The sequence below is a fragment of the Janthinobacterium sp. SUN033 genome (assembly GCF_030397595.1).
GTDB lineage: Bacteria > Pseudomonadota > Gammaproteobacteria > Burkholderiales > Burkholderiaceae_D > Janthinobacterium > Janthinobacterium kumbetense.
The window spans coordinates 23,727-46,894 of record NZ_JAPQNV010000007.1; the positions used below are offsets into that span (position 1 = coordinate 23,727).

The following is a 23,168-nucleotide window of genomic DNA, read 5'->3' on the forward strand; positions in this document are numbered from 1 at the left end:
CACGCCACCGATCTGGCATCCACAGCGCCGCCGGCCGCTGAAACGCCGCCAGCCGCAGAATTTCCACCCGCGATCGGGGTGGGACGACCACCGCCAACCTTCCCATGGAACAGCTCATGGTCAGGCATCGGCGGCTTGGTCGGCAGCAGCGGCATGCTCACGGGCAGCAGCGGCATGGCCAAGCCTGGCAACGATCCACCGCCGGCCGGCGCCGTGCACGTCACCGTGTACTACGCCACCGACAGGCAATACCAGGCCAGCAGCCGCAGCTATGGCTGGCAGCCCAACCGCGCCGCGCCCCACCTGAGCTACGGCAGCGTCCTCGTCAGCATCCCGGAAAAAAGAGCGCCGGGCGAACTGCCGCTGCCGCCGTGGTACGCCATCCTGTCCGGCGACGATGCGCAAAAATATGTGCTGATCAAGGGAACCACGCGCCTGTCGCGCGCGGATTTCCTCGCCACCGTCAAGGCAAGCATTCAAGCCGCACCGGAACGCCGCGCCGCCTTCATCTATATCCACGGCTACAGCAATTCCTTTGACGACGCCGCCCGGCGCACGGCGCAGATGGCGGTCGACCTCGATATCGGCGCCCTGCCCGTGTTCTACAGCTGGCCATCGAAAGGTTCGATGGCCGGCTACGAATACGACCAGAATTCCGCCGAATGGACGCAGGCGCACCTGCAGGCGTTCCTGGCCGATTTCGCGGAGCACTCCTCGGCCACCGATATCTACCTCATCGCCCACAGCATGGGCAACCGTCCGATGACCGTGGCCCTGGCCAACCTGCTGGAAAAGCGCCCCGACCTGCTGCCCCTGTTCAAGCAGGTGGTGCTGGCGGCGCCGGACATCAATGCCGATGTCTTCCGCGACCAGATCGCCCCCCGCTTTGCCAGCCTCAAGCTCTCCGCCACCCTGTACGCGTCCGCGAACGACAAGGCCATCCGCGCTTCCTACAACTTTGCCGACTGGGACAGGATAGGCGACATCCGCGGTCCCGTCGTCGGCATTCCCGGCATGGAGCTCGTCGATGCCTCGGCCGTCATCATGAACTTCATGGGGCACGATTACTTCGCCAGCAACCGCGTCTTGCTGACCGATATCGCCACCATGATCAAGACGGGGCAACGGGCAAAAAATCGCGGCGGCTTGAAGGGCATTCCCTCGCAGGCGCCGCAATACTGGGCCTTTCCCTGAGCCGGGACCGGGCAAGGCATGCCGGGCATAAAAAAACGGAGACCGCGGTCTCCGTTCTTGTTCAGGCCATGCAGCGGGCTTTACGCCAGCTTGCCGTGGCAAGCCTTGTACTTCTTGCCGCTGCCGCAAGGGCATGGGTCGTTACGGCCCACTTTGACGCCCATGCTCACGCTCATGTCGTCGACGTTGTCCATGTTGCCGCCGGCCGAAGGAGCCAGCAGTTCTTCCGGCGCCGCGTTCGGGTCGAATTCGGCGTGCTGGTAGTGCACGTTTTCCACGTGCGACTGCTGCATCGCCTGTTCGGCCGCATCGACTTCTTCGCGCGACTGGATACGCACCGTCATCACGTGTTTCGTGACGTCGTTCTTGATCATGTCGAGCATCTGGCCAAACAGCTCAAACGCTTCGCGCTTGTATTCCTGTTTCGGATTCTTCTGCGCATAACCGCGCAGGTGAATACCCTGGCGCAGGTGATCGAGCGCCGCCAGGTGTTCACGCCAGTGGCTGTCCACGCTTTGCAGCATGACATTGCGTTCGAAGCCGCCAAACGATTCCTTGCCGACGATATCAATCTTCGACTGGTACACGGCATCGGCCGCGGCCAGCACTTTTTCCAGGATCTCTTCGTCCGTCAGGGTCGAATCGGCTTCCAGCATTTCATGCAGCGGCAAGTCCAGCTGCCATTCGCTCGCCAGGGTATTTTCCAGGCCCTTGATATCCCACTGTTCTTCCACCGATTCATGCGGCACGTACTCGTGCACCAGGTCGGTGAACACGCCATGACGCAAGGAAGCGATCATGTCGGAAATATCGGTCGTTTCCAGCAATTCGTTACGCTGCTGGTAGATGACTTTACGCTGGTCGTTGGCGACGTCATCGTATTCCAGCAATTGCTTGCGGATATCGAAGTTGCGCGCTTCAACCTTGCGCTGGGCCGATTCGATCGAACGCGAGACGATGCCTGCCTCGATCGGTTCGCCTTCCGGCATTTTCAGACGGTCCATCACAGCGCGCACGCGGTCGCCGGCGAAGATGCGCAGCAGCGCGTCGTCGAGCGACAGGTAGAAGCGTGACGAACCCGGATCACCCTGGCGGCCGGCACGGCCACGCAGCTGATTGTCGACGCGGCGCGATTCGTGGCGTTCGGTGCCGATGATGTGCAAGCCGCCCGCATTGACCACGTGGTCGTGCAGGGATTGCCATTCATCGCGCAAGGTCTGCGACTGGGCTGCCTTGTCGGCGTCGCTCAGCTCAGGATTGGCTTCGATGAACTTGATCTGGTTCTCGACGTTACCGCCCAACACGATGTCCGTACCGCGACCGGCCATGTTGGTGGCGATGGTGATGGCTTTCGGACGGCCTGCCTGGGCGATGATTTCCGCTTCGCGCGCATGCTGTTTCGCGTTCAGCACGTTATGCGGCAAACCGGCCTTGGTCAGGATGCCAGACAACAGTTCCGAGTTCTCGATCGAGGTCGTACCCACCAGCACGGGCTGGCCGCGCTCGTAGCAGTCGCGGATGTCGTTCAACATCGCGTTGTACTTTTCCGCCGACGATTTATAGACCTGATCCTGGCGGTCCTTGCGCTGCAGCGGACGGTTTTGCGGAATCACGACCGTTTCCAGGCCGTAGATTTCCTGGAATTCGTACGCTTCCGTATCGGCCGTACCCGTCATGCCGGCCAGCTTGGCGTACATGCGGAAGTAGTTCTGGAAGGTGATCGAGGCCAGGGTCTGGTTCTCGTTCTGGATCTTGACGCCCTCTTTCGCTTCGACGGCCTGGTGCAAGCCATCGGACCAGCGGCGGCCCGTCATCAGGCGGCCCGTGAATTCATCGACGATCACCACTTCATTGTTCTGCACCACATAGTGCTGATCCTTGAAGTACAGCGCATGCGCGCGCAGGGCCGCATACAGGTGATGCACGAGGGTGATGTTGGCCGAGTCGTACAGCGAGGCGCCTTCCGGCAGCAGGCCCATCTCCATCAGGATGCCTTCGGCCTTTTCGTGGCCGGCTTCCGTCAGCAGCACCTGGTGCGCTTTTTCATCCTTGGTGTAGTCGCCCGGCACTTCAACCTTGCCCTTGCCATCCGGCGTTTCTTCGCCGATCTGCAAAGTCAGGCGCGCAGGCACTTCATTGATCTTGTGATACAGGTCCGTATGGTTCTCGGCCTGGCCCGAAATGATCAGCGGCGTACGCGCTTCATCGATCAGGATCGAGTCGACTTCATCGACGATGCCGAAGTTCAGGCTGCGCTGCACGCGCTCGCGCGCTTCGTAGACCATGTTGTCGCGCAGGAAGTCGAAACCGAATTCATTGTTCGTGCCATACGTGATGTCGGAATTGTACGCCTGCTGCTTGGCGCTGTGCTCCATCTGCGACATGTTCACGCCAGTCGACAGGCCCAGCCATGCGTACAGGCGGCCCATGGTCTCGGCATCGCGCTGCGCCAGGTAATCATTGACGGTGACGATATGCACGCCCTTGCCCGACAAGGCATTCAGGTAGGCTGGCAAGGTTGCCATCAGGGTCTTGCCCTCGCCCGTGCCCATCTCCGCGATCTTGCCAAAATGCAAGACCATGCCGCCGATCATCTGCACATCGAAATGGCGCATGCGCAGGACGCGCTTGCTGGCCTCGCGGCAGACGGCAAAGGCTTCCGGCAGCAAGGCATCGAGCGATTCGCCGGCGGCGATGCGTTCCTTGAAGGCAGGCGTCTTCGCTTGCAGCTCGGCATCCGACAGCTTTTCGATGGCCGGCTCGAGCGCATTGATCTCGCGTACCGTTTTTTGGTATTGCTTGAGCAGCCGCTGGTTGCGGCTACCGAAAATCTGGGTCAGTAATGACATGCTTGAATTCTTGAAATAACGCCGTTAAAAAAAGCTCGGTAGGGAACAACGCGGTAGTAATCGCGTCACCGCACGGAGTTCGACTATGGCAAAAGACGATGATTTTATCATGCGTTCCCGACATGGTTGGGGTAATGCGCCATATAACAATAGCTTAATGACAAACAAATAGCAGAAATTGCGGACATTTTCCATACTGTAAGGCAATACGGTCCGCCCGCCTGCACCGCACCCGCCGCCGCACTCGTCATGCGCGGGCTAGTGTGCTATGTTTCGGCCATGCGAACTCCCACTTATTCTCCGGCACCGCGCCGCGGTTACGGCTTTGCCCGCTCCGGCCCGGCCGTCACGGGCGCAACCGATTTTCTGCGCGGCAACGCGACGATGGCCTCCCTGATGCCCACCGTCACGCGCCTGGCCGCCCTGCAAAAAGATTGCGCCAAGGCCTTGCCGGCCATGTTCGAGCATTGCGACATCCTGCAGTTCGAGAGCGGCCAGTTGGTGTTGGCCACGCCGAACGCGGCGCTGGCGGCCAAGCTCAAGCAGCAATTACCAAAGTTACAAGGGGAGCTGGAAAGAAAAGGCTGGCAGATTTCAGGCATCAAGCTGAAAGTGCAAGTCATCAAGAGCATCGCGCCCATCGTGCATACGCGGGCGCTGGTCTTGCCGGAAAAAGCCATGTCGGCCCTGGAAGAGCTGAGCACGGCCCTGCCAGCGTCGAAGCAAAACGAGCAGTTGATCGCGGCGCTACGCAATATGGTGCGCCACCACCGCGAACCGAAGGATTAACTCAGGTCAACGACCACTCGCGCTCCATTTGACGCAGGTACGATTGCGGCGCCGCCTCATTTGTATCGAAGGAAACGATTTCATACGATTCCGGCTGTTCCAGCAGCGCCAGCAGCAGCTGGTTGTTCAGCGCGTGGCCCGACTTGTGCGCCGTGTAATACGCGAGCAAGGGGTGGCCCACCAGGTACAGGTCGCCAATCGCGTCGAGGATCTTGTGGCGCACGAACTCGTCTTCATAGCGCAAGCCATCGGCGTTGAGGATGCGGTATTCGTCCATCACGATGGCGTTTTCCAGCGAACCGCCACGGGCCAGACCCATGCCGCGCAAGCTTTCCACGTCCTGCATGAAGCCAAACGTGCGCGCACGCGCCACGTCGTGCACATACGACACGTCGCCGAAATCGACGGAGGCGCGCTGCATCGTGCCATCGACGGCCGGGTGATTGAATTCGATAAAGAAATCGAGCTTGAAGCCGTCATACGGCGACAAGCGCGCCCATTTCTCCGCGTCACCCTTGCCGTGACGCACTTCCACAGGCTTGATGACCTTGATAAATTTCTTTGGCGCTTGCTGCTCTTCCACGCCAGCCTGCTGCAGCAGGTAGACGAAGGACGAGGCGGAACCGTCCATGATGGGGATTTCTTCCGCATTCACCTCGATATACATATTGTCGACGCCCAGGCCGGCCGCAGCCGACATCAGGTGTTCCACTGTAGAAACCCTGGCGCCATCCTTGATCAGCACGGAAGCCATGCGCGTATCGCCCACGGCCATGGCGCTGGCGGGGAACTCGACGATGGGATCGAGGTCGATGCGGCGAAACACGATGCCCGTGTCGATCGCGGCAGGACGCAGAGTCAGCTCGACCTTGGTGCCAGAATGCAAACCGACACCGATGGTGCGGACCTGTTGTTTGATGGTGCGTTGTTTTAACATCTGTCGATTATATCTATTTGCCGGATTTTCGTTGCGGCGCGGCATGGCCCACGCCAGAAATACCACAACCGCTACTCATGGATGCTCGCTCTCGGCATGGACAGCCTCCCTGCGCACGAGGTAAATGCCGCTGCCGATGATGATGGCCGCACCGATCAGGGTGTATTCGTCGGGCAAGGCGCGCCACAGCATCCAGTCCAGGGCCATGCCCCAGGCCAGGGCCGAGTATTCGAACGGCGCCACGCTGGACGCCTTGCCATGACGAAACGCTTCCGTAATCGCCAACTGCCCCAGGAAGCCGCTCAGCGACAAGCCCGCCAGCAGCCACCAGTCTTCGCGGCGGATGCTCACCCACTCGTGCGCCGACAAGGCCACGCCGCCGAGGGCCATCATCACCATCAGCCAAAAGACCATGCTTTCGCTGGCGTCCGTGCGGCTGAGGATGCGGCCCGTGACGGCGGAAATGGCGTAACAGGCGGCCGAGCCCAGCACGGCCAGCCCGGCCACCGAAAAGAATCCCGATCCGTCGGGGCGCAGCGCCACCAGCACGCCCAGCAAACCCACGGCGATGGCGCACCAGCGCGCGAAGTCCACTTTTTCCTTCAGGATAAAAACCGACAGGACGGTAATCAGCAAGGGGGCGACGAAAAACAGCGCATACGTCTCGGCCAGCGACATGCGCTTCAGGCCGTAGGCAAACAGGGTGATCATCAACACGCCCAAGACGCCGCGCAACAGGTGCAGCGGCCAGCGCACCTTCAGCACATTCTTGAAGGCGCCGCGGTACAGCAGGTACAGGCAGACGAGCGGCAACGACGACAGGGCGCGCAAGGCCGTCACCTGCATCGGCGGGTAATGAGCGGACAACAGCTTCATGGCTGTGTCCATCAGGGAAAACATGGCGACGGCGACCAGCATCACATAGATGCTGCGCAGGTTGGGATTGCGGGGTATCAGGACAGACTCCTGGCGAAAGAGCGGGACCGTCATCATGGCGACGGCCGGAGCCAGGACAGCATGGTCTGGACAGGCAGGGCCAGGCGGTCAGCCCGATTATAACAAGCGCGGCCGTTTTACCTTATGACACAGGCAACAGCATCACCAGTTTCAAGTCGTGCTGGCGCGCCAGGTGCAGGGTCACTTGATTGAACGCAAGCAGGCCCTGTTGCGCATGCCGGAACTGGCGCAAGCCGCCATCACGGCCCTGCACCTGCTGCGCGCCCCACCACTGGCGAAATTCAAGGCTGGCATCGGCCAGTTCGGCGATCAGGCCAGCCAGCGGCGCCTGATCCGCCTGCCGGCCGATATCGGCGCGAAACTCCGCCACCAGGCGCTGCGCCCGCTCGGGCCAGCCGACGACCAGATCGCGCGCACCAGGTTCCAGGAACATGAAGCGCAACTGGTTCGGCGCGTCCGCGTCCCCGTCGCCGTGCAGCCAGCCCGTAAACAGCGTGGACGCCGCCCCGTTCCACGCCACGGCATTCCATGCGCGGTCCAGGATATACGCGGGCGCGTCGATGGCGGCGACGATGGCGGCCAACTCGGCGGCGGCAGGTCCCCCGCCCTCGCCTGCGCCATGGCTGGGGTCATGCTTGTCTGCCACCTCGAACAGGTAGGCGCGCTCGGCCGCGCTCAGCTGCAGCACCTGCGCCAGGCGCGCCAGCATCCTGGCCGATGCCGACACGGGCCGCCCCTGCTCCAGCCACGTCAGCCAGGTGGGACTGACATCGCACAGCTGTGCCAGCTCTTCGCGCCGCAAGCCAGGCGTGCGCCGCCGTCCGCCGCCGGGCAAGCCGGCCATGGCGGGGGTGACGGTTTCGCGCCGGGCGCGGATGAATTCAGCAAGTTTGTTCGACATGAAGGGGAAGCATGGTAGTAGATATACCAGTATAAGTTATGGTCTTGTTACAGGATAATTTTATCCCTATTCTGCAGGAACTCAGCCATCCACAGGAGAAAACCATGCAGCAGCACGATGTCGTTACCGAACAGTTTGGCAAGACGGCCAATGCCTACCTGAGCAGCGCCGTACACGCGCAAGGCGCCGACCTGGTGCTGATGCAGGAATGCGCGCGCCGCCATGGCAAGCCCACCGTCCTGGACCTGGGCTGCGGCGCCGGCCACGCCAGCTTCGCCGTCGCCCCCGTGGCGCAATCGGTGGTCGCCTATGACCTGGCGCAGCCCATGCTCGACGTGGTCGACTGCGCCAAGGTGCAGCGCGGCTTGCACAATATCAGCACGCAACAGGGCGACGTGGCCCGCCTGCCGTTTGCCGACGCCAGCTTCGACATGGTCGTCACGCGCTTTTCCGCGCACCACTGGAACGACGTGGCGGGAGCCCTGGCAGAAGCGTGGCGCGTGCTGCGCCCGAACGGCACCTTATTAGTGGTCGACATCGTCGCGCCCAAGACGGCCCTGTACGACAGCACCTTGCAGGCGGTGGAAATGCTGCGCGACGCGTCCCACGTACGCGACTACCGCAGCTGCGAATGGGGCGCCAAGTTTGACAACGCAGGTTTTACGCACAGCTTGCGCAGCGTGTGGAAACTGACCATGCAGTTCGACGAGTGGGTGGCCCGCATGCGCACGCCAAGCGAAAGAGTGGCGGCCATCCGCAACCTGTTCGATGGCGCGCCCGAGGAAGCGCGCCGGTATTTCGCACTGCAGGACGATTATTCGTTCAGCATCGATGCGGCCATGTTCGAGGCGAGCAAGCCGTCGGTACAATAAAAAAACGGCGCCGATGGCGCCGTTTTTACGTCAAAAAAGACAAGTCCCTGAAAAATGTTCAGGGCAAGGCGCATTGCCGCAGGCAGTACGAGTAGTACGCCAAGGCAGTGCAACGCCGCCATGGACTTTTTCTCAGGGACTTAAGCCAGTTGGCCCAGCAGCGTTTCCGCATTCGACACTTCAAACTTGCCGCCTTGCTCGATGTTCAATTGCGTCACGACGCCATTGTCGACCAGCAGCGAGTAGCGCTGCGAGCGCGTGCCCATGCCGTGCTTGGAAAAATCAGCGTCCAGGCCCAGGGCCTTGCTGTAGGCGGCATTGCCGTCAGCCATCATGCGCACGATGCCGGTAGCTTTCTGGTCGCGGCCCCAGGCGCCCATCACGAACGCGTCGTTGACGGAGATGCACCAGATTTCATCGACGCCCTTGGCTTTCAGGTCGGCGGCGTGCTTGACGTAGCCCGGCACGTGCTGTGCGGAGCAGGTCGGGGTGTAGGCGCCTGGCAGGCCGAAGATGGCGATCTTCTTGCCCTTGACCAGGTCTTGCACGTTGAACGTGTTCGGGCCCAGTGCGCAGCCTTCGGTTTCGCTTTCGATGAATTCGGCCAGGGTGCCTTCTGGCAGGGTGTCGCCGATCTTGATGGTCATGTTGACTCCTTGTGTACTGTCGGTTGAGGATGCTGCCGGCATGATGCCGACACTGCGCGATAGTATGCCTGACTTGCCGTATTTGTGCAGAAAACGGCCGAAAAGGCAAAGTCAAAAGTCAAAAGCCGGCAAAAAAAACGGCGGCCCTCAGGCCGCCGTCATCGTTGCATGCATCACATCACCTTAGTCGGCCTGTTTGCGCAGGAAGGCTGGAATATCGTACGTCTCCATGCCATTCTTTTCCATCGCACGCACCTGCTCGGAAGCCGATTCGCGGCGCCATACCGCCGGCGCTTTCATGCCGTCGAAACCGGCAGCCGGCGTAGCCACGCCAACCGTCGTCGTCGCCGCTTGCGCGCTACCCATGGCAGCCGATGGAGTCAACGGGCTGTTGTGGGTACCGGTGCGCAGCACTTGCTGCGGTACCAGCTGGATGTTTTTCTTCGCGCGGCCCAGGCCCGTGGCCACCACGGTAACGCGGATGTCGTCGCCCATGGCGTCGTCGTAGGCGATACCTTGCGCGATCGACGCATCCGGTGCGGCAAACGCGCGCACGGCGGCCATGACTTCCTTGATCTCTTTACCTTTCAAGCCACGGCTGGCCGTGACGTTGACCAGCACGCCGCGCGCGCCGGACAGGTCGATGCCGTCCAGCAGCGGTGAAGCGACAGCCTGTTCCGCGGCGATGCGTGCGCGGTCGACGCCGGAAGCCGTCGCCGTGCCCATCATGGCCTTGCCCTGCTCGCCCATGATGGTTTTCACGTCGTTGAAGTCGACGTTGATGTGGCCCGGCACGTTGATGATCTCGGCAATGCCGGCCACCGCGTTGTTGAGCACATCATCGGCATGCTGCATCCATTCCAGCATGCTTTCGTCTTCGTAGATCTCTTCCAGTTTTTCGTTGAGGATGATGATCAGCGAATCGACGTGCAGAGACAGCTGCTCCAGGCCTTCGTCGGCGATGTCCATGCACTTCTGGCCTTCATACGAGAATGGCTTGGAAACCACGGCCACAGTCAGCGCGCCCAGTTCCTTGGCCACTTCAGCCACGATAGGAGCGGCGCCCGTGCCCGTACCGCCGCCCATGCCGGCAGCGATGAAGACCATGTGCGCGCCGCGCAGCGAATCGGCGATGCGCGTGCGCGATTCTTCCGCCAGCTGGCGGCCGACGGCAGGCTTCATGCCGGCGCCCAGACCGGTATCGCCGATCTGAATGATGTTGTGGGCCTTCGATGTCGACAGGGCCTGTGCGTCGGTGTTGGCGGCAATGAACTCCACACCCGACATGCCTTTGTTGATCATGTGTTGGACTGCATTGCCACCCGCACCGCCGACGCCGACGACCTTGATGACGGTACCTAAAGCTGTGTTATCGACCATATCGAACTCCATGATGTGCTCCTATCAGATGCGGTTTCCAAGCGCCAGGCCTCATATTGGTAGGAGAACTGGAGATTGAAAACTGCGGTTAAATATAAAATAAAGTTATGTGTGTGTACCTGCGATGCTGCCAAAAAACCTGACCTGCCGGGCGTAAATCAAGCCCTTAAAAATTCCCTAAAAACCATTCCTTCATGCGCTGCCAGACTGCCTTCACCGAGCCGTCCTGACGCGTCACGATGTGGCCGCGCAGGTATTGCTTCTTCGCTTCCAGCAGCAGGCCCAATACCGTGGCATAGCGCGGGCTGCGCACCACGTCGGCCAGCTGGCCCCGATACTCGGGCGTGCCAAGGCGCGCCGGTTTCAGGAAAATGTCTTCCGCCATTTCCACCATGCCGGGCATGATGGAGGTGCCGCCCGTGAGCACGATGCCCGACGACAGCACACCTTCGTAACCGGATTCGCGCACCACCTGGTGCACCATCGCGAACAACTCTTCGACGCGTGGCTCGATCACTGCCGCCAGCGCCTGGCGCGACAGGTTGCGCGGGCCGCGGTCGCCCAGGCCAGGCACTTCCAGCGATTCGCCGGGATCGGCCAGGACCTGCTTGGCCACGCCATAGCGGATCTTGATTTCTTCCGCTTCCGCGGTCGGGGTGCGCAAGGCCATGGCGATGTCGTTGGTGATCTGGTCGCCGGCGATGGGAATGACTGCCGTATGGCGGATCGCGCCATCGGAAAATACCGCCACATCGGTCGTGCCGCCGCCGATGTCGATCAGCACCACGCCCAGTTCCTTCTCATCGGGCGTGAGCACCGCATCGGCGGACGCCATCGGCTGCAGGATCAGGTCCGACACTTCCAGGCCGCAGCGGCGCACGCACTTGACGATGTTCTGCACCGCCGACACGGCGCCAGTGACGATATGCACCTTCACCTCCAGGCGGATGCCGCTCATGCCGATAGGCTCGCGCACATCTTCCTGGCTGTCGACGATGAACTCCTGCGGCACCGTGTGCAGCAATTGCTGATCGGTCGGAATGTTAACCGCTTTTGCCGTCTCGATGACGCGCGCCACGTCGGTCGCCGTCACTTCCTTGTCCTTGATGGCCACCATGCCGCTGGAATTGAAGCTGCGGATATGGCTGCCTGCAATGCCCGCATACACATTGCGGATCTTGCAGTCGGCCATCAGCTCGGCCTCTTCCAGCGCGCGCTGGATGGACTCCACCGTGGCCTCGATATTGACCACCACGCCCTTTTTCAGGCCCTTCGATTCGTGCTGGCCCAGCCCGATCACTTCGTGGCGCCCGTCGGACATCACTTCGGCTACCACCGCCACCACTTTCGAGGTGCCGATGTCGAGGCCGACGATCAGGTTTTTCGCGTCTTTTGTCATTTCTTTCGCCTAGTTTTTTGGGCTATTAATTGATTAATTGATTATTCGGTTAAGTCGGTTTTTTAATCGGACTGCCATTTTTCTTCTTGATTGCCCCTGCCGGCCTGCCATCCTTGCCTTCGGCCGGTATCACCAGGCCGGCTGAACTGAGCGCCAGGCCATTCTGGTAACGCATATCGATCGTGTCGATATTTTCCAGCCGGCTCGCCAGCTGCGGGTAAATGCCCACCAGCCGGTCGACCCGCGCCTTCAGGGTCGTATGATTCTGTTCGCGCCCCAGCGCCACGCTCATGCCGTTATCCAGTTTTACGGTCCACGCATAGCGGCTCGACAGCGACAGGGTTTCCGGCACCATCTTCAACGGCGCAAACCACTTTGCCAGCTGCACGTAGGTCGCCAGCACTTCCTTTTCGCTGCCATCGGGGCCGGCGAAGGCCGGTAATTCATGGTCGTCTTCGGCCTCGGCCACATTCGCCGTAAACACGTCGCCCTTGACCGACAGCAGGCGCCCGTCCTCGCCCCAGGTACCCAGCGCCTCATGTTCTTCCAGCGCCACGATCAGCTGGTTCGGCCACTCGCGCCGTACGCTGGCACGGCGCACCCAGGGCACCGATTCGAACACGCCGCGCACGCTTTCCAGGTTGGTCGTGAAGAAATTGCCCTTGATGCGGCCCAGCGTGCCGCTGCGCAGGGTCAGGTAATTCACGTGGCGCAGGCCCTTGTCGTCCGCGCTTTCCACCTTGATCGTGCGCAGGTCGAACATGGGACGCTGCGACACCCACCAGACGCCGGCGGCCACGCACACGACCAGAACCGCGGCCAGCAAGCCGTTGGCAGTCGTATTGAGGCTTTTAGCGTCATGCCACATATCAGCGCTGTCCCTTGTGCATTTTCAGGCTGGCGCCGGCGACGATTTCCAGACACAGGTCTTCATAGCTGGTGCCTTCCGCGCGCGCCGCCATCGGCACGAGCGAGTGCCCCGTCATGCCGGGCGAGGTATTTACTTCCAGCAGGAACAACGCGCTGTCTGCCGTGCGCATCAGGACATCGACCCGTCCCCAGCCTTCGCAGCCCAGGGCGCGGTAGGCGGCCAGGGCGATGCGTTCCATCTCTGCGATGATCGCGCCATCGAGCTGCGGCGGGCAGAAATACTGCGTGTCGTCCGTGAAGTACTTGTTCTGGTAATCGTAATTGCCTTGCGGCGCGACGATTTCAATCGGCGGCAACGCGCGCGCCGTGGCGCCCTTGCCCAGGATCGCAACGGTAAACTCGCGGCCCTTGATGAACTCCTCGGCCAGCACCGAATCATCGAGGCCGGCGGCGATGTCGTAGGCGGCCTGGAAGGCCGACGCTTCGTTGACGGTCGTGATGCCGATGCTCGAGCCTTCATGCGGCGGCTTGACGATCAGCGGCAAGCCCAGTTCCGCAGCCACCTTGGCCAGGTCGGAACTGTCATCCAGCACCGCGTACTTTGGCGTCGGCAGCTGGTGCATCAGCCAGATCATCTTGGTATAAACCTTGTCCATGCCCACCGAGCAGGCCATCACGCCGCTGCCCGTGTATGGAATGCCCAGTTGTTCCAGCGCGCCCTGCAGGCTGCCGTCTTCGCCGAAGCGGCCGTGCAGCGCGATGAAGACGCGGTCAAATTGCTCAGCGGCCAATTCGGCCAGGCTGCGTTCGCCCGTATCGAAGCCATGCGCATCCACGCCATGGCTTTTCAGGGCGGCCAGCACGCCCGCACCGGACATCAGCGACACTTCGCGCTCGGCCGAGCGGCCGCCGAACAGGACGCCGACCTTGCCCAATTGTTTAACGTCGATAGCTGAAGCTTGGTTCACGTCAGGCCTTTACAGTGTGAGATTGATACGTTGTCAGTTGTTGCGGGATGCCGCTGATCGAGCCGGCTCCCATGGTCAGCACGACGTCGCCGTCGCGCGCCACGCTCATGATGGTGTCGGCCATGTCCGTCATGGACTCGACGAAAATCGGTTCGATTTTGCCGCGCGCGCGCAGCGCATGCGCCAGGGCGCGGCCGTCGGCGGCGACGATAGGCGCTTCGCCCGCCGCATACACTTCGGACAGCAGCAGCACGTCGGGTGCGCCCAGCACCTTCACGAAATCCTCGAACAGGTCACGCGTACGGCTGTAGCGGTGCGGCTGGAACGCCAGCACCAGGCGACGGCCCGGATAGGCGGCACGCGCGGCGGCCAGGGTCACTTCCGTTTCCACCGGATGGTGACCGAAATCGTCGACCAGCGCAAAGGTGCCGCCGTTCGGCAGCGCCACGTCACCGTAGCGCGTGAAGCGCCGGCCCACGCCGGAAAATTCCGCCAGGCCCTGCTGCGTGGCGCTGTCAGCGATGCCGATTTCGCGCGCGATGGCAATCGCCGAGCAGGCATTCTGCACATTGTGCATGCCGGGCTGGTTCAGCACCACGTCCAGGTCCGGGTAGCCTGCCTGCAGCACGGTGAAATGCATTTCCAGGCCCACGGCGCGCGCGTTGATGGCGCGCACCTGCGCGTCTTCCGCAAAACCATAGGTGGTGACGGGCTTGGTGACAGACGGGATGATGGCGCGCACGTGCGGATCATCGATGCACAGCATGGCGCGGCCATAGAAAGGCAGGCGGTGCGTGAACTGCACGAAGGCCTGCTTGAGTTTTTCGAAATCGTGCTCGTAGGTGTCCATGTGATCGGCATCGATATTCGTGATCACTTCGATCATCGGCGTCAGGTTCAGGAACGAGGCGTCCGATTCATCGGCTTCGGCCACCAGGTAGTCGCCCGAACCCAGCTTGGCGTTCGCGCCTGCGCTGGTCAGGCGGCCGCCGATGACGAAGGTCGGATCGAGACCGCCCTGCGCCAGCACGGAAGCGACCAGGCTGGTCGTCGTCGTCTTGCCATGCGTGCCGGCGATGGCGATGCCGCGTTTCAGGCGCATCAACTCGCCGAGCATCACGGCGCGCGGCACCAGAGGAATCTTGCGCGCACGGGCGGCCGCCACTTCAGGATTGTCTTGCGGGACGGCGCCCGACGTCACCACCGCATCGGCGTCGCCGATATTTTCTGCCGCGTGACCGAGCATGACGGTCGCGCCCAGGCTCGCCAGGCGCTGCGTCGCCGCATTGCTGCCCAGGTCGGAGCCCGACACCTTGTAGCCCAGGTTGACCAGCACTTCGGCGATGCCGCTCATGCCGCTGCCGCCAATGCCGACAAAGTGGATATTGTTTACTTTATGCTTCACAGAGCTAACCTCATGCCAGTTTTTCCAATACGTGTGCGATCGCCTCATTGGCGTCGCGCTTGCCTGCTGCCAGTGCCGCTTGCGCCATCTGCTGGCAGCTGTCGCGGCTCAGCGACGCCAGCAGTGCGCTCAGCGACGCGGCACTCATTTCCGTTTGCGGCAGATGAATCGCCGCGCCTTGCTGCGCCATCCATTGCGCGTTGTCGCGCTGGTGGCTGGTGGTCGACGCCACCAGCGGCACGAGCACGCTGGCCACGCCGGCCGCCGTCAATTCCGACAGGGTGATGGCGCCAGCGCGGCAAATCACCAGGTCGGCCTCGGTATACGCCTTGGCCATGTCGTCGATGAAATCGACCACATTGGCTTGCACGCCCGCCTGCGCATACGCGGCATGCAGGGCGTCGATATTCTTCTTGCCCGACTGGTGCGTGACCAGCGGACGCTCGCCTTCCGGCATCAGCGCCAGCGCGGCAGGCAGGCTGTCGTTCAGCGCTTTCGCACCCAGGCTGCCACCTACCACGAGGATGCGCAATGGGCCGCTGCGGCCCGCAAAGCGCGGCGCCGGCGGCTCCATGGCGAGGATTTCCGCGCGCACGGGATTGCCCGTCACGACGGCCTTGCCGGCGGCGCTGCCGAAATCGGCGGGAAAGCCGAAGCACACTTGCTGCGCCAGCGGCACCAGGGTCTTGTTCGACAACAGCAGCGCCGCGTCGGCATTGACCAGCACTAACGGCACGCCTTTCAGGCGCGCCATCAGGCCACCCGGCACAGTGACGTAGCCGCCCATGCCCATCACCACGTCAGGCTTGCGGCTGGCGATGAAACGGCGGATGGCAAAGAAGCTGGCCAGCATCTTGAAGCCGCCTTGAATGGTATGCGCCAGGCCCTTGCCGCGCATGCCGGAAAATGCGATGGCATCCATGGGAATGCCGCTCTTCGGCACCAGCTCCTGCTCCATGCCGTGGGTCGTGCCCAGCCAGCTCACTTCCCAGCCGCGCGCGCGCATCGTCTGCGCAATCGCCAGGCCAGGGAAAATATGGCCGCCGGTACCGGCCGCCATGATCATCAGTCTTTTCGTCGTTTTCAAGTTCGTCGCGTTGTTCATAGCCGGCCTCCCCGCATGAGGATCCGGTTTTCGTAATCGATGCGCAGCAAAATCGCCAGGCCGATACAGTTAATCAGTACGCCCGTGCCGCCATAACTCATCAAGGGCAAGGTCAGGCCCTTGGTCGGCAGCAGGCCCAGGTTAACGCCCATGTTGATGAAGGTCTGCACGCCGATCCAGATGGCGATGCCTTTCGCCGTCAGTCCCGCGAAGGTTTGGTCGATGGCGATCGCCTGGCGGCCGATGTCGAACGCCCGCTTGATAATCCAGTAAAACATGCCGATCACGACCAGCACGCCCACCAGGCCCAGCTCCTCGCCGATCACGGCCAGCAGGAAGTCCGTGTGCGCTTCGGGCAGGTAATGCAGTTTTTCCACGCTGCCGCCCAATCCCACGCCAAACAGTTCGCCGCGCCCGAAGGCGATCAGCGAGTGTGTCAACTGGTAAGCCTTGTTCAGGGCATTGTCTTCCTGCCACGGGTCGAGATACGCAAAAAACCGCTCACGGCGGAATTTCGACAGAGCGATGATGGTGACAAAGATCGCCGTCAGCATGGCGCCGATGCCGCCGAACCAGATGGCGTTGACACCACCCAGGAACAGGATACCCATGGCGATGCAGACGATCACACCGAAGGCGCCCAGATCGGGCTCCATCAGCAACAGCAGGCCGACGAAGCTGACGGCCAGCGCCATCGGCATGAAGCCCTTGGTCAGCTTGTGCATGTATTCCTGCTTGCGCACCGTGTAATCGGCCGCATACAGCACCATCACCACCTTCATCAGCTCGGACGGCTGCGGCCGCAGGCCCGGCAGGTTCAGCCAGCGGCGGCCGCCGTTGACCGACACGCCCAGACCAGGTATCAGCACCATCACCAGCAGCACCAGGGTGCCGATGAACAGCCACGGCGCCATCTTTTGCCAGGTGGCGACGGGGATGCGGAACACCATCGCGCCGACGATGATCGACACGCCGATGAACAGCGCCTGGCGCACGACAAAATAATTGTTCGTGTAGGCGGCAAACTTGCGCGCATCCGACAGCGAGATCGACGCCGAATACACCATCACCATGCCCAGCAACATGAGCAGCAGGACGACCCATACCAGCGGCTTGTCATAGTCCATCATCTTCGATTGCCGCGCGCGGCTATCCAGCGGCTTGGCAGCCGAGCCGGAACCAAAGCTGAAGGGCAGTTGGAAAGCCATCAGATATCCTGTCCGTTTTCCAGCGCGATATCGCGCACGGCGTCGACAAACACCTGCGCGCGGTGCGCATAGTTCTTGAACATGTCCAGGCTGGCGCACGCGGGCGACAGCAGCACGGCATCGCCAGCCAGCGCCAGGCTGCTGGCGCGCTTGACGGCTTCCGGCAAGGTGGCGCAGTCGACGATGTCCACGCCGGCCGGCTCGAGGGCCGCGCGCAAGGCCGGTGCATCGCGTCCGATCAGCACCACGGAGCGCACGTAGCGCGATACAGGTTCGGCCAGCGGCGAGAAATCCTGTCCCTTGCCATCGCCACCGGCGATCAGCACCAGACGCTGTTCCGCGCCGCCAAACGCCTTGCCCAGGCCGAACAGGGCCGCCACGGTCGCGCCCACATTCGTACCCTTGCTGTCGTCGTAGTACTCGACTTCATTGACCGCCGTGATCAGCTCCACCCGATGCGGCTCGCCCTGGTATTCGCGCAAACCATGCAGCAGCGGCGCGAATGGCAGGCCGATGGCGCGACACAGGGCCAGCGCCGCCAGCGCATTCGAGGCATTGTGCTGGCCGCGGATTTTCAGCGCGTCGGCCGGCATCAGCTTTTTCGCCATCGTCGGCACCGGTTCCGGCGCCGGATCGTTCTTCTTGCGTTTTTTCTCGATCACTTCTTCGCTGGGTACGGCTTGCGCCAGCCAGAAGATGCCCCGTTCATTGACCAGGCCAAAGCTGTCGACTTCCGCCGGTTCGCCCGTGCCGAAGGTGATGGTTTCGACCAACGGGTCGGCCATGTGCATCACGGCCGCATCGTCGCGGTTCAATATGCGCACGGTCTGGTCGCCGAAGATGCGCGCCTTGTCTGCGGCGTAGGCGGCCATGTCGCCATGCCAGTCCAGATGGTCCTGCGACAGATTCAAGACCGTGGCCGCATCGGCCTGCAGGCTGAATGTCGTGTGCAGCTGGAAGCTGGATAATTCCAGGATCCACGCTTGCGGCAAGGTGCTGGCGGCGGGTTCCGCCACGTCAGCCTCCGCATCCACCGGCTGCGGCGCAGGCTCGGCATCGAGCACTTCGCGCAGCACGTCCAGCGCGGCCGGGCTGATATTGCCGGCCACGCGCGTGGCAAGGCCGGCGCGTTCGCACAACAAGCCTACGAGGCTGGTGACGGTCGTCTTGCCATTCGTTCCCGTAATGGCGATGACTTTCGGAGCATAGCCGCGTTCCGCCTTCAAGGCGGCCAGCGCTTGTGCGAACAGTTCGATTTCGCCCCACACGGGGATGTTTTTCTCAGTAGCGGCCGGCGCAATCTGCGCCAGTTCGCGGCCCGGCGCGAGGCCTGGGCTGACGGTGACAAAGTCCACGCCGTCAAGCAGGTCGGCCGTGAAGGCGCCGGCGATGAACTGCGCCTGCGGCACGGCGGCCTGCAACGCGGCCAGGCGCTCCGGGCTTTCCCTTGTGTCGGCCACGCGCACGGTCGCACCGCTGCGGGCCAGCCACAGGGCCATGGCCAGGCCTGACTCCCCGAGGCCCAGTACCAGTGCGGTTTTAGCGTCGTACATCATCAGCGCAGCTTCAAGGTGGTCAGGCCGAGCAGCACCAGCATCATGGTGATGATCCAGAAACGCACGACAACCTGCGTCTCCTTCCAGCCTTTTTGTTCAAAATGGTGATGCAATGGCGCCATCAGGAAGACGCGGCGGCCAACGCCAAAGCGCTTCTTGGTGTACTTGAACCAGACGACCTGGATGATCACGGACAGCGTTTCAACCACGAAGATGCCGCCCATGATGAACAGGACGATTTCCTGGCGCACGATGACGGCGATGGTACCCAGTGCGCCGCCCAGTGCCAGCGCGCCCACGTCGCCCATGAATACTTTCGCGGGGTGGGTGTTATACCAGAGGAAGGCCAGGCCGGAACCGGCCAGCGCGCCGCAGAAGATTACCAGTTCGCCGGCGCCCGGGATATGCGGGATGAACAGGTAGCGCGCATACGTGGCATTACCCGTCAGGTAGGCGAACAGACCCAGGGCCGTGCCCACCATCACGGTCGGCATGATGGCCAGGCCGTCAAGTCCATCGGTGAAATTGACGGCGTTGCTGGTGCCGACGATGACGCAATACGTCAGCGCGATGAAGCCCCACACACCCAGCGGATAGCTGATGGTCTTGAAGAACGGGACGATCAGATCGGCCTTCGGCGGCAAGTCCATGGCGAAGCCCGACTGCACCCAGGCGTAGATCAGATTCCACACCTGGCCGGCATTGGGCTCGGAGATGGAGACGGAAAACGCCAGGTAAAACGCGGCGGCGATGCCGATCAGCGACTGCCAGAAGTATTTTTCGCGCGAGCGCATGCCTTCCGGATCCTGGTGCACCACCTTGCGGTAGTCGTCGGCCCAGCCGACGGCGCCAAAGCCCAAGGTGACGATCAACACGGGCCAGATGAAACGGTTCGACAGGTCGGCCCACAGCAAGGTGGAAATGCCGATGGCGATAAGGATCAGCACACCGCCCATGGTGGGGGTGCCGTGTTTTTTCAGATGCGTTTGCGGGCCATCCGTACGCACGGCCTGGCCAACCTTCATGCGCGTGAGCATGCGGATCACGGCAGGACCGGCGCACAGGCCGATCAAGATCGCCGTCAGGGTGGCGAAGACGGCGCGGAACGTGATGAAGTTAAAGACCCGCAATGGGCCAATGTCGTCCTGGAAATAATGAGCGAGCCAGAGCAGCATGATTAGTGAGCTTCCTTGTTATTGTTGTTTGAACCAATCAAATGCTGCACGGCCCGTTCCATCTTCATGAAACGGGAGCCCTTGATTAATACTGTTGCATCCGAACGGCCGGACAAATGCGCATCGAGCGCCGCCAGCAAACCGTCGAACTGTTCGAAATACTCCACGACCGTGCCTGATTCCTGGCTCGCGGCTGCCTGCGCCGGATTGACCAGATGGCGCGCCAGACCGCCCGTCGCCAGCACGTGTTCAATGCCTTTGGCGGCGGCGTAGGCGCCGATCTCTTCGTGGAACTGCTGCCCCTGCGTGCCGACTTCGCCCATCTCGCCCAGCACCAGGATGCGCGGTGCCGCTGCCTGCGCCAGCACATCGATGGCCGCGCGCGCCGAATCCGGATTGGCGTTATACGTGTCGTCGATGATGGTGGCGCCATTGGCGGCGCGTTTTTTCTGCAGCCGGCCGTTCACGGGAGAAAACGCCTCCAGGCCCTGCTTGATATGTTCTGGCGCGATGCCTGCGCCGATAGCGCATGCCACGGCCGCCAGCGCATTGCGCACATTGTGTTCGCCTGCCGCCTGCAAGCCCACGAAGAACTGGCGCAAGCCGCCGTCCTGTGCGCGCACGCTGACGAACAGGTCGCTGCCAAAATCCTCGGCCGCGCGGTGCGTGCAGCTGACATCCGCCTCTTTCGACAGGCCGAAGGTAATGACGGCGCGCGCGCCGGCCAGTTCGCGCCACACGGGCGTGAACTCGTCGCCATGCGGGAAGACGGCCACGCCGTCATGCGCCAGGGCTGCCAGCGCGGCGCCATTCTCGCGCGCCACCGCTACCACCGTGTGCATGAATTCCTGGTGCTCGCGCTGCGCATTGTTGACCATCGCCAGGGTCGGCGCGGCAATCGCCGCCAGGCGGGCGATCTCGCCCGGGTGGTTCATGCCCATCTCAATGACGGCTGCCTTATGCTGTTCGCTCAGGCGGAACAGGGTCAGAGGCACGCCGATCTCGTTATTCAGGTTGCCGCGCGTGGCCAGGCGCGCCTCTTCACCAAAGGCTGCCGCCAGGATGAATGAAATCATTTCCTTGACGGTGGTCTTGCCATTGCTGCCGGTGACGCCGATGACGGGCAAATTGAAACGGCAGCGCCAGTGGTTGGCGATGCGGCCCAGCGCGGCCAGGGTATCGGCGACCACGATGGCCGGCACCTTGCTACTGTCCCAGCCCGCCGGCAGGCGCTCGACCACCACGGCGGCGACGCCGCGCGCGGCCACCTGGTCGAGGAAATCGTGGGCGTCGAAACTCTCGCCACGCAGGGCCACGAACAGCGAACCGGCTTGGGCGCTGCGGCTGTCGGTGGACACACCGTCAAAAACGGCGTCGCCCGTCAGCTGTGCGCCGTCCAGCGACGGCATCAATTCAGCCAGGCTTGCGTGCATCAGGCTATCCATCAATTCGTCCTCATCATCGTCAGGCGCGCGGACAGGGCCAGCTGCGCATGGTCGGCATCGGAGAACGGCAGTTTCTTGCCCTTGATTTCCTGGTACGGCTCATGGCCCTTGCCCGCCAACAGGATCACGTCCGGCTTGGCCGCGTGCTTGATGGCCGACAAAATGGCCCCGGCGCGGTCTTCGATGGCTTGCGGCTGCGGACCGTCGGCACGCATGCCGGCGACGATCTGCGCGATGATGGCGTGCGGGTCTTCGCTGCGCGGATTGTCGCTGGTGACCAGCACGTGATCGGCCAGCTGCGCGATGGCGCCCATCTGCGGACGCTTGCCCGGATCGCGGTCGCCGCCGCAGCCGAACACGCACCACAGCTGGCCGCCCCGCTCCTGCGCCACCTGGCGCAAGGCAGCCAGGGTTTTTTCCAGCGCGTCAGGCGTATGCGCGTAATCGATGACGACCATCGGCGCTTCCTGGCCACCCACCTGCTGCATGCGGCCCGGGGCCGGCTGCAGGGATTCGATGCCGTCGATGGCGGCGCGCAGGCCGGTTCCGTGCGCCAGCAAGGCGCCCAGCACGGCCAGCGCGTTGCTGATATTGAAGTGGCCCACCAGCTGCGTCTTGATCAGCGCAACGCCCAGCGCGCATTCCAGATGGAAGTCGGTGCCGGCATTACGGCTGCGGAACTGGCTGGCGCGCAGCATCAGCACACCCGGCAAATCGGGCAAGGCGGCCGCATCCTGCAGGGTATAGCCGATGACCGGATACTCGCCTGCCAGCTTGCCGTCCACGTGGCGGACCAGGCGCAAGCCCATGGGGTCGTCCAGGTTGATGACGGCCGTTTTCAGGCCGGGCCAGTCGAACAGCTTGACCTTGGCCGCCTCGTAGGCTGCCATGTCGCCATGGTAGTCGAGGTGGTCGCGCGTCAAATTGGTAAACATGGCGACATCGAAATGCATGCCGGCCGCGCGTTCCTGGTCCAGGCCGATCGACGACACTTCGATGGCGACGGCCTTGGCGCCGGCGTCGCGCATGGCGGCGAGTTTGCGCGCCAGCAGCACGGCGTCCGGCGTGGTGTAGCCGGTCACGTCGAATTCGATGGCGCCGCGCGGCTTGCACAGGCCTACGCCCAAGGTGCCGATGACGGACGACGTTTCACCCAGGCGCGCCAGGGCTTGCGCCAGCCACAGCGCGCACGAGGTCTTGCCATTCGTGCCCGTCACGCCGGCGCTGAACATGGCGCTGTCGGGCATGTCGTAAAAAGCATGCGCCACGGGGCCGGCCAGGCGTTTCAGGTCGCTGACCAGCAGGTGCGGCACGCTCCATGCGGCGTTCCATTCAACGGCGTCGTGCACGATGGCGGCGGCGCCCTGCTCGATGGCAGCTTCGATAAAATGCGTGGCGTCCGCGTAGGCGAAAAACACGTCGCCGCGCTGCACACGGCGCGAATCGGACGTCAGCTGCCCGGACGGGGCAGCCGTTTTGATCCACAAACTGATGTCTTGTATGGTCATGAG

19 protein-coding genes are annotated in these 23,168 nt (G+C 62.6%); 3 read left to right on the top strand and 16 right to left on the bottom strand.

Translation table 11 applies throughout. From position 1 onward, the window contains the following. The first annotated feature begins 135 nt into the window (after positions 1 to 135). The gene (locus OX460_RS25610) at positions 136 to 1,194 is read left to right on the top strand and encodes an alpha/beta hydrolase (protein ID WP_289900363.1); all 1,059 of its coding nucleotides are present in this window, start codon (positions 136 to 138) and stop codon (positions 1,192 to 1,194) included. Between the two features lie 80 nt (positions 1,195 to 1,274). Here OX460_RS25610 and secA read toward each other — a convergent pair whose 3' ends face one another. After that, positions 1,275 to 4,043 carry a preprotein translocase subunit SecA gene (secA, locus tag OX460_RS25615; RefSeq protein WP_099665423.1) on the bottom strand — a complete coding sequence of 923 codons (2,769 nt, stop codon included), beginning with the start codon at positions 4,041 to 4,043 and terminating at the stop codon, positions 1,275 to 1,277. 279 nt (positions 4,044 to 4,322) lie between these two features. Here secA and OX460_RS25620 point away from each other — a divergent pair, with 279 nt between their 5' ends. After that, positions 4,323 to 4,832, top strand: coding sequence for a DciA family protein (locus OX460_RS25620; RefSeq protein WP_099665424.1), 510 nt, complete (start codon positions 4,323 to 4,325; stop codon positions 4,830 to 4,832). Position 4,833: 1 nt separating this feature from the next. Here OX460_RS25620 and lpxC read toward each other — a convergent pair whose 3' ends face one another. The 3 genes from lpxC to OX460_RS25635 all read right to left on the bottom strand — a co-directional run bounded on the left by lpxC (position 4,834) and on the right by OX460_RS25635 (position 7,627). Beyond that, positions 4,834 to 5,769, bottom strand: coding sequence for a UDP-3-O-acyl-N-acetylglucosamine deacetylase (gene lpxC / locus OX460_RS25625; RefSeq protein WP_289900364.1), 936 nt, complete (start codon positions 5,767 to 5,769; stop codon positions 4,834 to 4,836). A gap of 75 nt (positions 5,770 to 5,844) precedes the next feature. Further along, positions 5,845 to 6,687: a DMT family transporter gene (locus OX460_RS25630; RefSeq protein WP_099668227.1), complete on the bottom strand. Its 843-nt coding sequence runs from the start codon at positions 6,685 to 6,687 to the stop codon at positions 5,845 to 5,847. Positions 6,688 to 6,847: 160 nt separating this feature from the next. Then, complete coding sequence (locus OX460_RS25635) at positions 6,848 to 7,627, bottom strand: helix-turn-helix transcriptional regulator (protein ID WP_251351081.1); 780 nt, start codon at positions 7,625 to 7,627, stop codon at positions 6,848 to 6,850. 104 nt (positions 7,628 to 7,731) lie between these two features. Here OX460_RS25635 and OX460_RS25640 point away from each other — a divergent pair, with 104 nt between their 5' ends. Further along, positions 7,732 to 8,499, top strand: a complete 768-nt coding sequence (locus OX460_RS25640) for a class I SAM-dependent methyltransferase (RefSeq protein ID WP_251351080.1) — start codon at positions 7,732 to 7,734, stop codon at positions 8,497 to 8,499. 140 nt (positions 8,500 to 8,639) lie between these two features. Here OX460_RS25640 and OX460_RS25645 read toward each other — a convergent pair whose 3' ends face one another. The 12 genes from OX460_RS25645 to OX460_RS25700 form a co-directional block, all read right to left on the bottom strand. Next, positions 8,640 to 9,146 carry a peroxiredoxin gene (locus OX460_RS25645; protein WP_251351079.1) on the bottom strand — a complete coding sequence of 169 codons (507 nt, stop codon included), beginning with the start codon at positions 9,144 to 9,146 and terminating at the stop codon, positions 8,640 to 8,642. A 183-nt stretch (positions 9,147 to 9,329) separates the two neighbouring features. After that, positions 9,330 to 10,538, bottom strand: coding sequence for a cell division protein FtsZ (ftsZ, locus tag OX460_RS25650; protein WP_034748865.1), 1,209 nt, complete (start codon positions 10,536 to 10,538; stop codon positions 9,330 to 9,332). A gap of 154 nt (positions 10,539 to 10,692) precedes the next feature. Continuing rightward, positions 10,693 to 11,925: a cell division protein FtsA gene (gene ftsA, locus OX460_RS25655; protein ID WP_010394955.1), complete on the bottom strand. Its 1,233-nt coding sequence runs from the start codon at positions 11,923 to 11,925 to the stop codon at positions 10,693 to 10,695. 49 nt (positions 11,926 to 11,974) lie between these two features. After that, positions 11,975 to 12,793, bottom strand: a complete 819-nt coding sequence (locus OX460_RS25660) for a cell division protein FtsQ/DivIB (protein WP_251351078.1) — start codon at positions 12,791 to 12,793, stop codon at positions 11,975 to 11,977. 1 nt (position 12,794) lies between these two features. Further along, the gene (locus tag OX460_RS25665; protein WP_251351077.1) at positions 12,795 to 13,763 is read right to left on the bottom strand and encodes a D-alanine--D-alanine ligase; all 969 of its coding nucleotides are present in this window, start codon (positions 13,761 to 13,763) and stop codon (positions 12,795 to 12,797) included. Position 13,764: 1 nt separating this feature from the next. Continuing rightward, positions 13,765 to 15,168 carry a UDP-N-acetylmuramate--L-alanine ligase gene (gene murC / locus OX460_RS25670; protein WP_289900365.1) on the bottom strand — a complete coding sequence of 468 codons (1,404 nt, stop codon included), beginning with the start codon at positions 15,166 to 15,168 and terminating at the stop codon, positions 13,765 to 13,767. A 10-nt stretch (positions 15,169 to 15,178) separates the two neighbouring features. Beyond that, positions 15,179 to 16,273, bottom strand: coding sequence for an undecaprenyldiphospho-muramoylpentapeptide beta-N-acetylglucosaminyltransferase (gene murG, locus OX460_RS25675; RefSeq protein WP_289900366.1), 1,095 nt, complete (start codon positions 16,271 to 16,273; stop codon positions 15,179 to 15,181). Further along, complete coding sequence (gene ftsW, locus OX460_RS25680) at positions 16,270 to 17,481, bottom strand: putative lipid II flippase FtsW (protein ID WP_289900367.1); 1,212 nt, start codon at positions 17,479 to 17,481, stop codon at positions 16,270 to 16,272. Before ftsW ends, murG begins: the two co-directional genes overlap by 4 nt. Then, positions 17,481 to 19,037, bottom strand: a complete 1,557-nt coding sequence (gene murD / locus OX460_RS25685; protein ID WP_289900368.1) for a UDP-N-acetylmuramoyl-L-alanine--D-glutamate ligase — start codon at positions 19,035 to 19,037, stop codon at positions 17,481 to 17,483. The genes ftsW and murD overlap by 1 nt, the downstream gene beginning before the upstream one ends. Then, positions 19,037 to 20,212 carry a phospho-N-acetylmuramoyl-pentapeptide-transferase gene (gene mraY / locus OX460_RS25690; protein WP_077399841.1) on the bottom strand — a complete coding sequence of 392 codons (1,176 nt, stop codon included), beginning with the start codon at positions 20,210 to 20,212 and terminating at the stop codon, positions 19,037 to 19,039. Before mraY ends, murD begins: the two co-directional genes overlap by 1 nt. A 2-nt stretch (positions 20,213 to 20,214) precedes the next feature. Further along, positions 20,215 to 21,645, bottom strand: a complete 1,431-nt coding sequence (murF, locus tag OX460_RS25695; protein WP_289900469.1) for a UDP-N-acetylmuramoyl-tripeptide--D-alanyl-D-alanine ligase — start codon at positions 21,643 to 21,645, stop codon at positions 20,215 to 20,217. A gap of 11 nt (positions 21,646 to 21,656) precedes the next feature. Then, the gene (locus OX460_RS25700; RefSeq protein ID WP_289900369.1) at positions 21,657 to 23,165 is read right to left on the bottom strand and encodes a UDP-N-acetylmuramoyl-L-alanyl-D-glutamate--2,6-diaminopimelate ligase; all 1,509 of its coding nucleotides are present in this window, start codon (positions 23,163 to 23,165) and stop codon (positions 21,657 to 21,659) included. Positions 23,166 to 23,168: the final 3 nt, after the last annotated feature.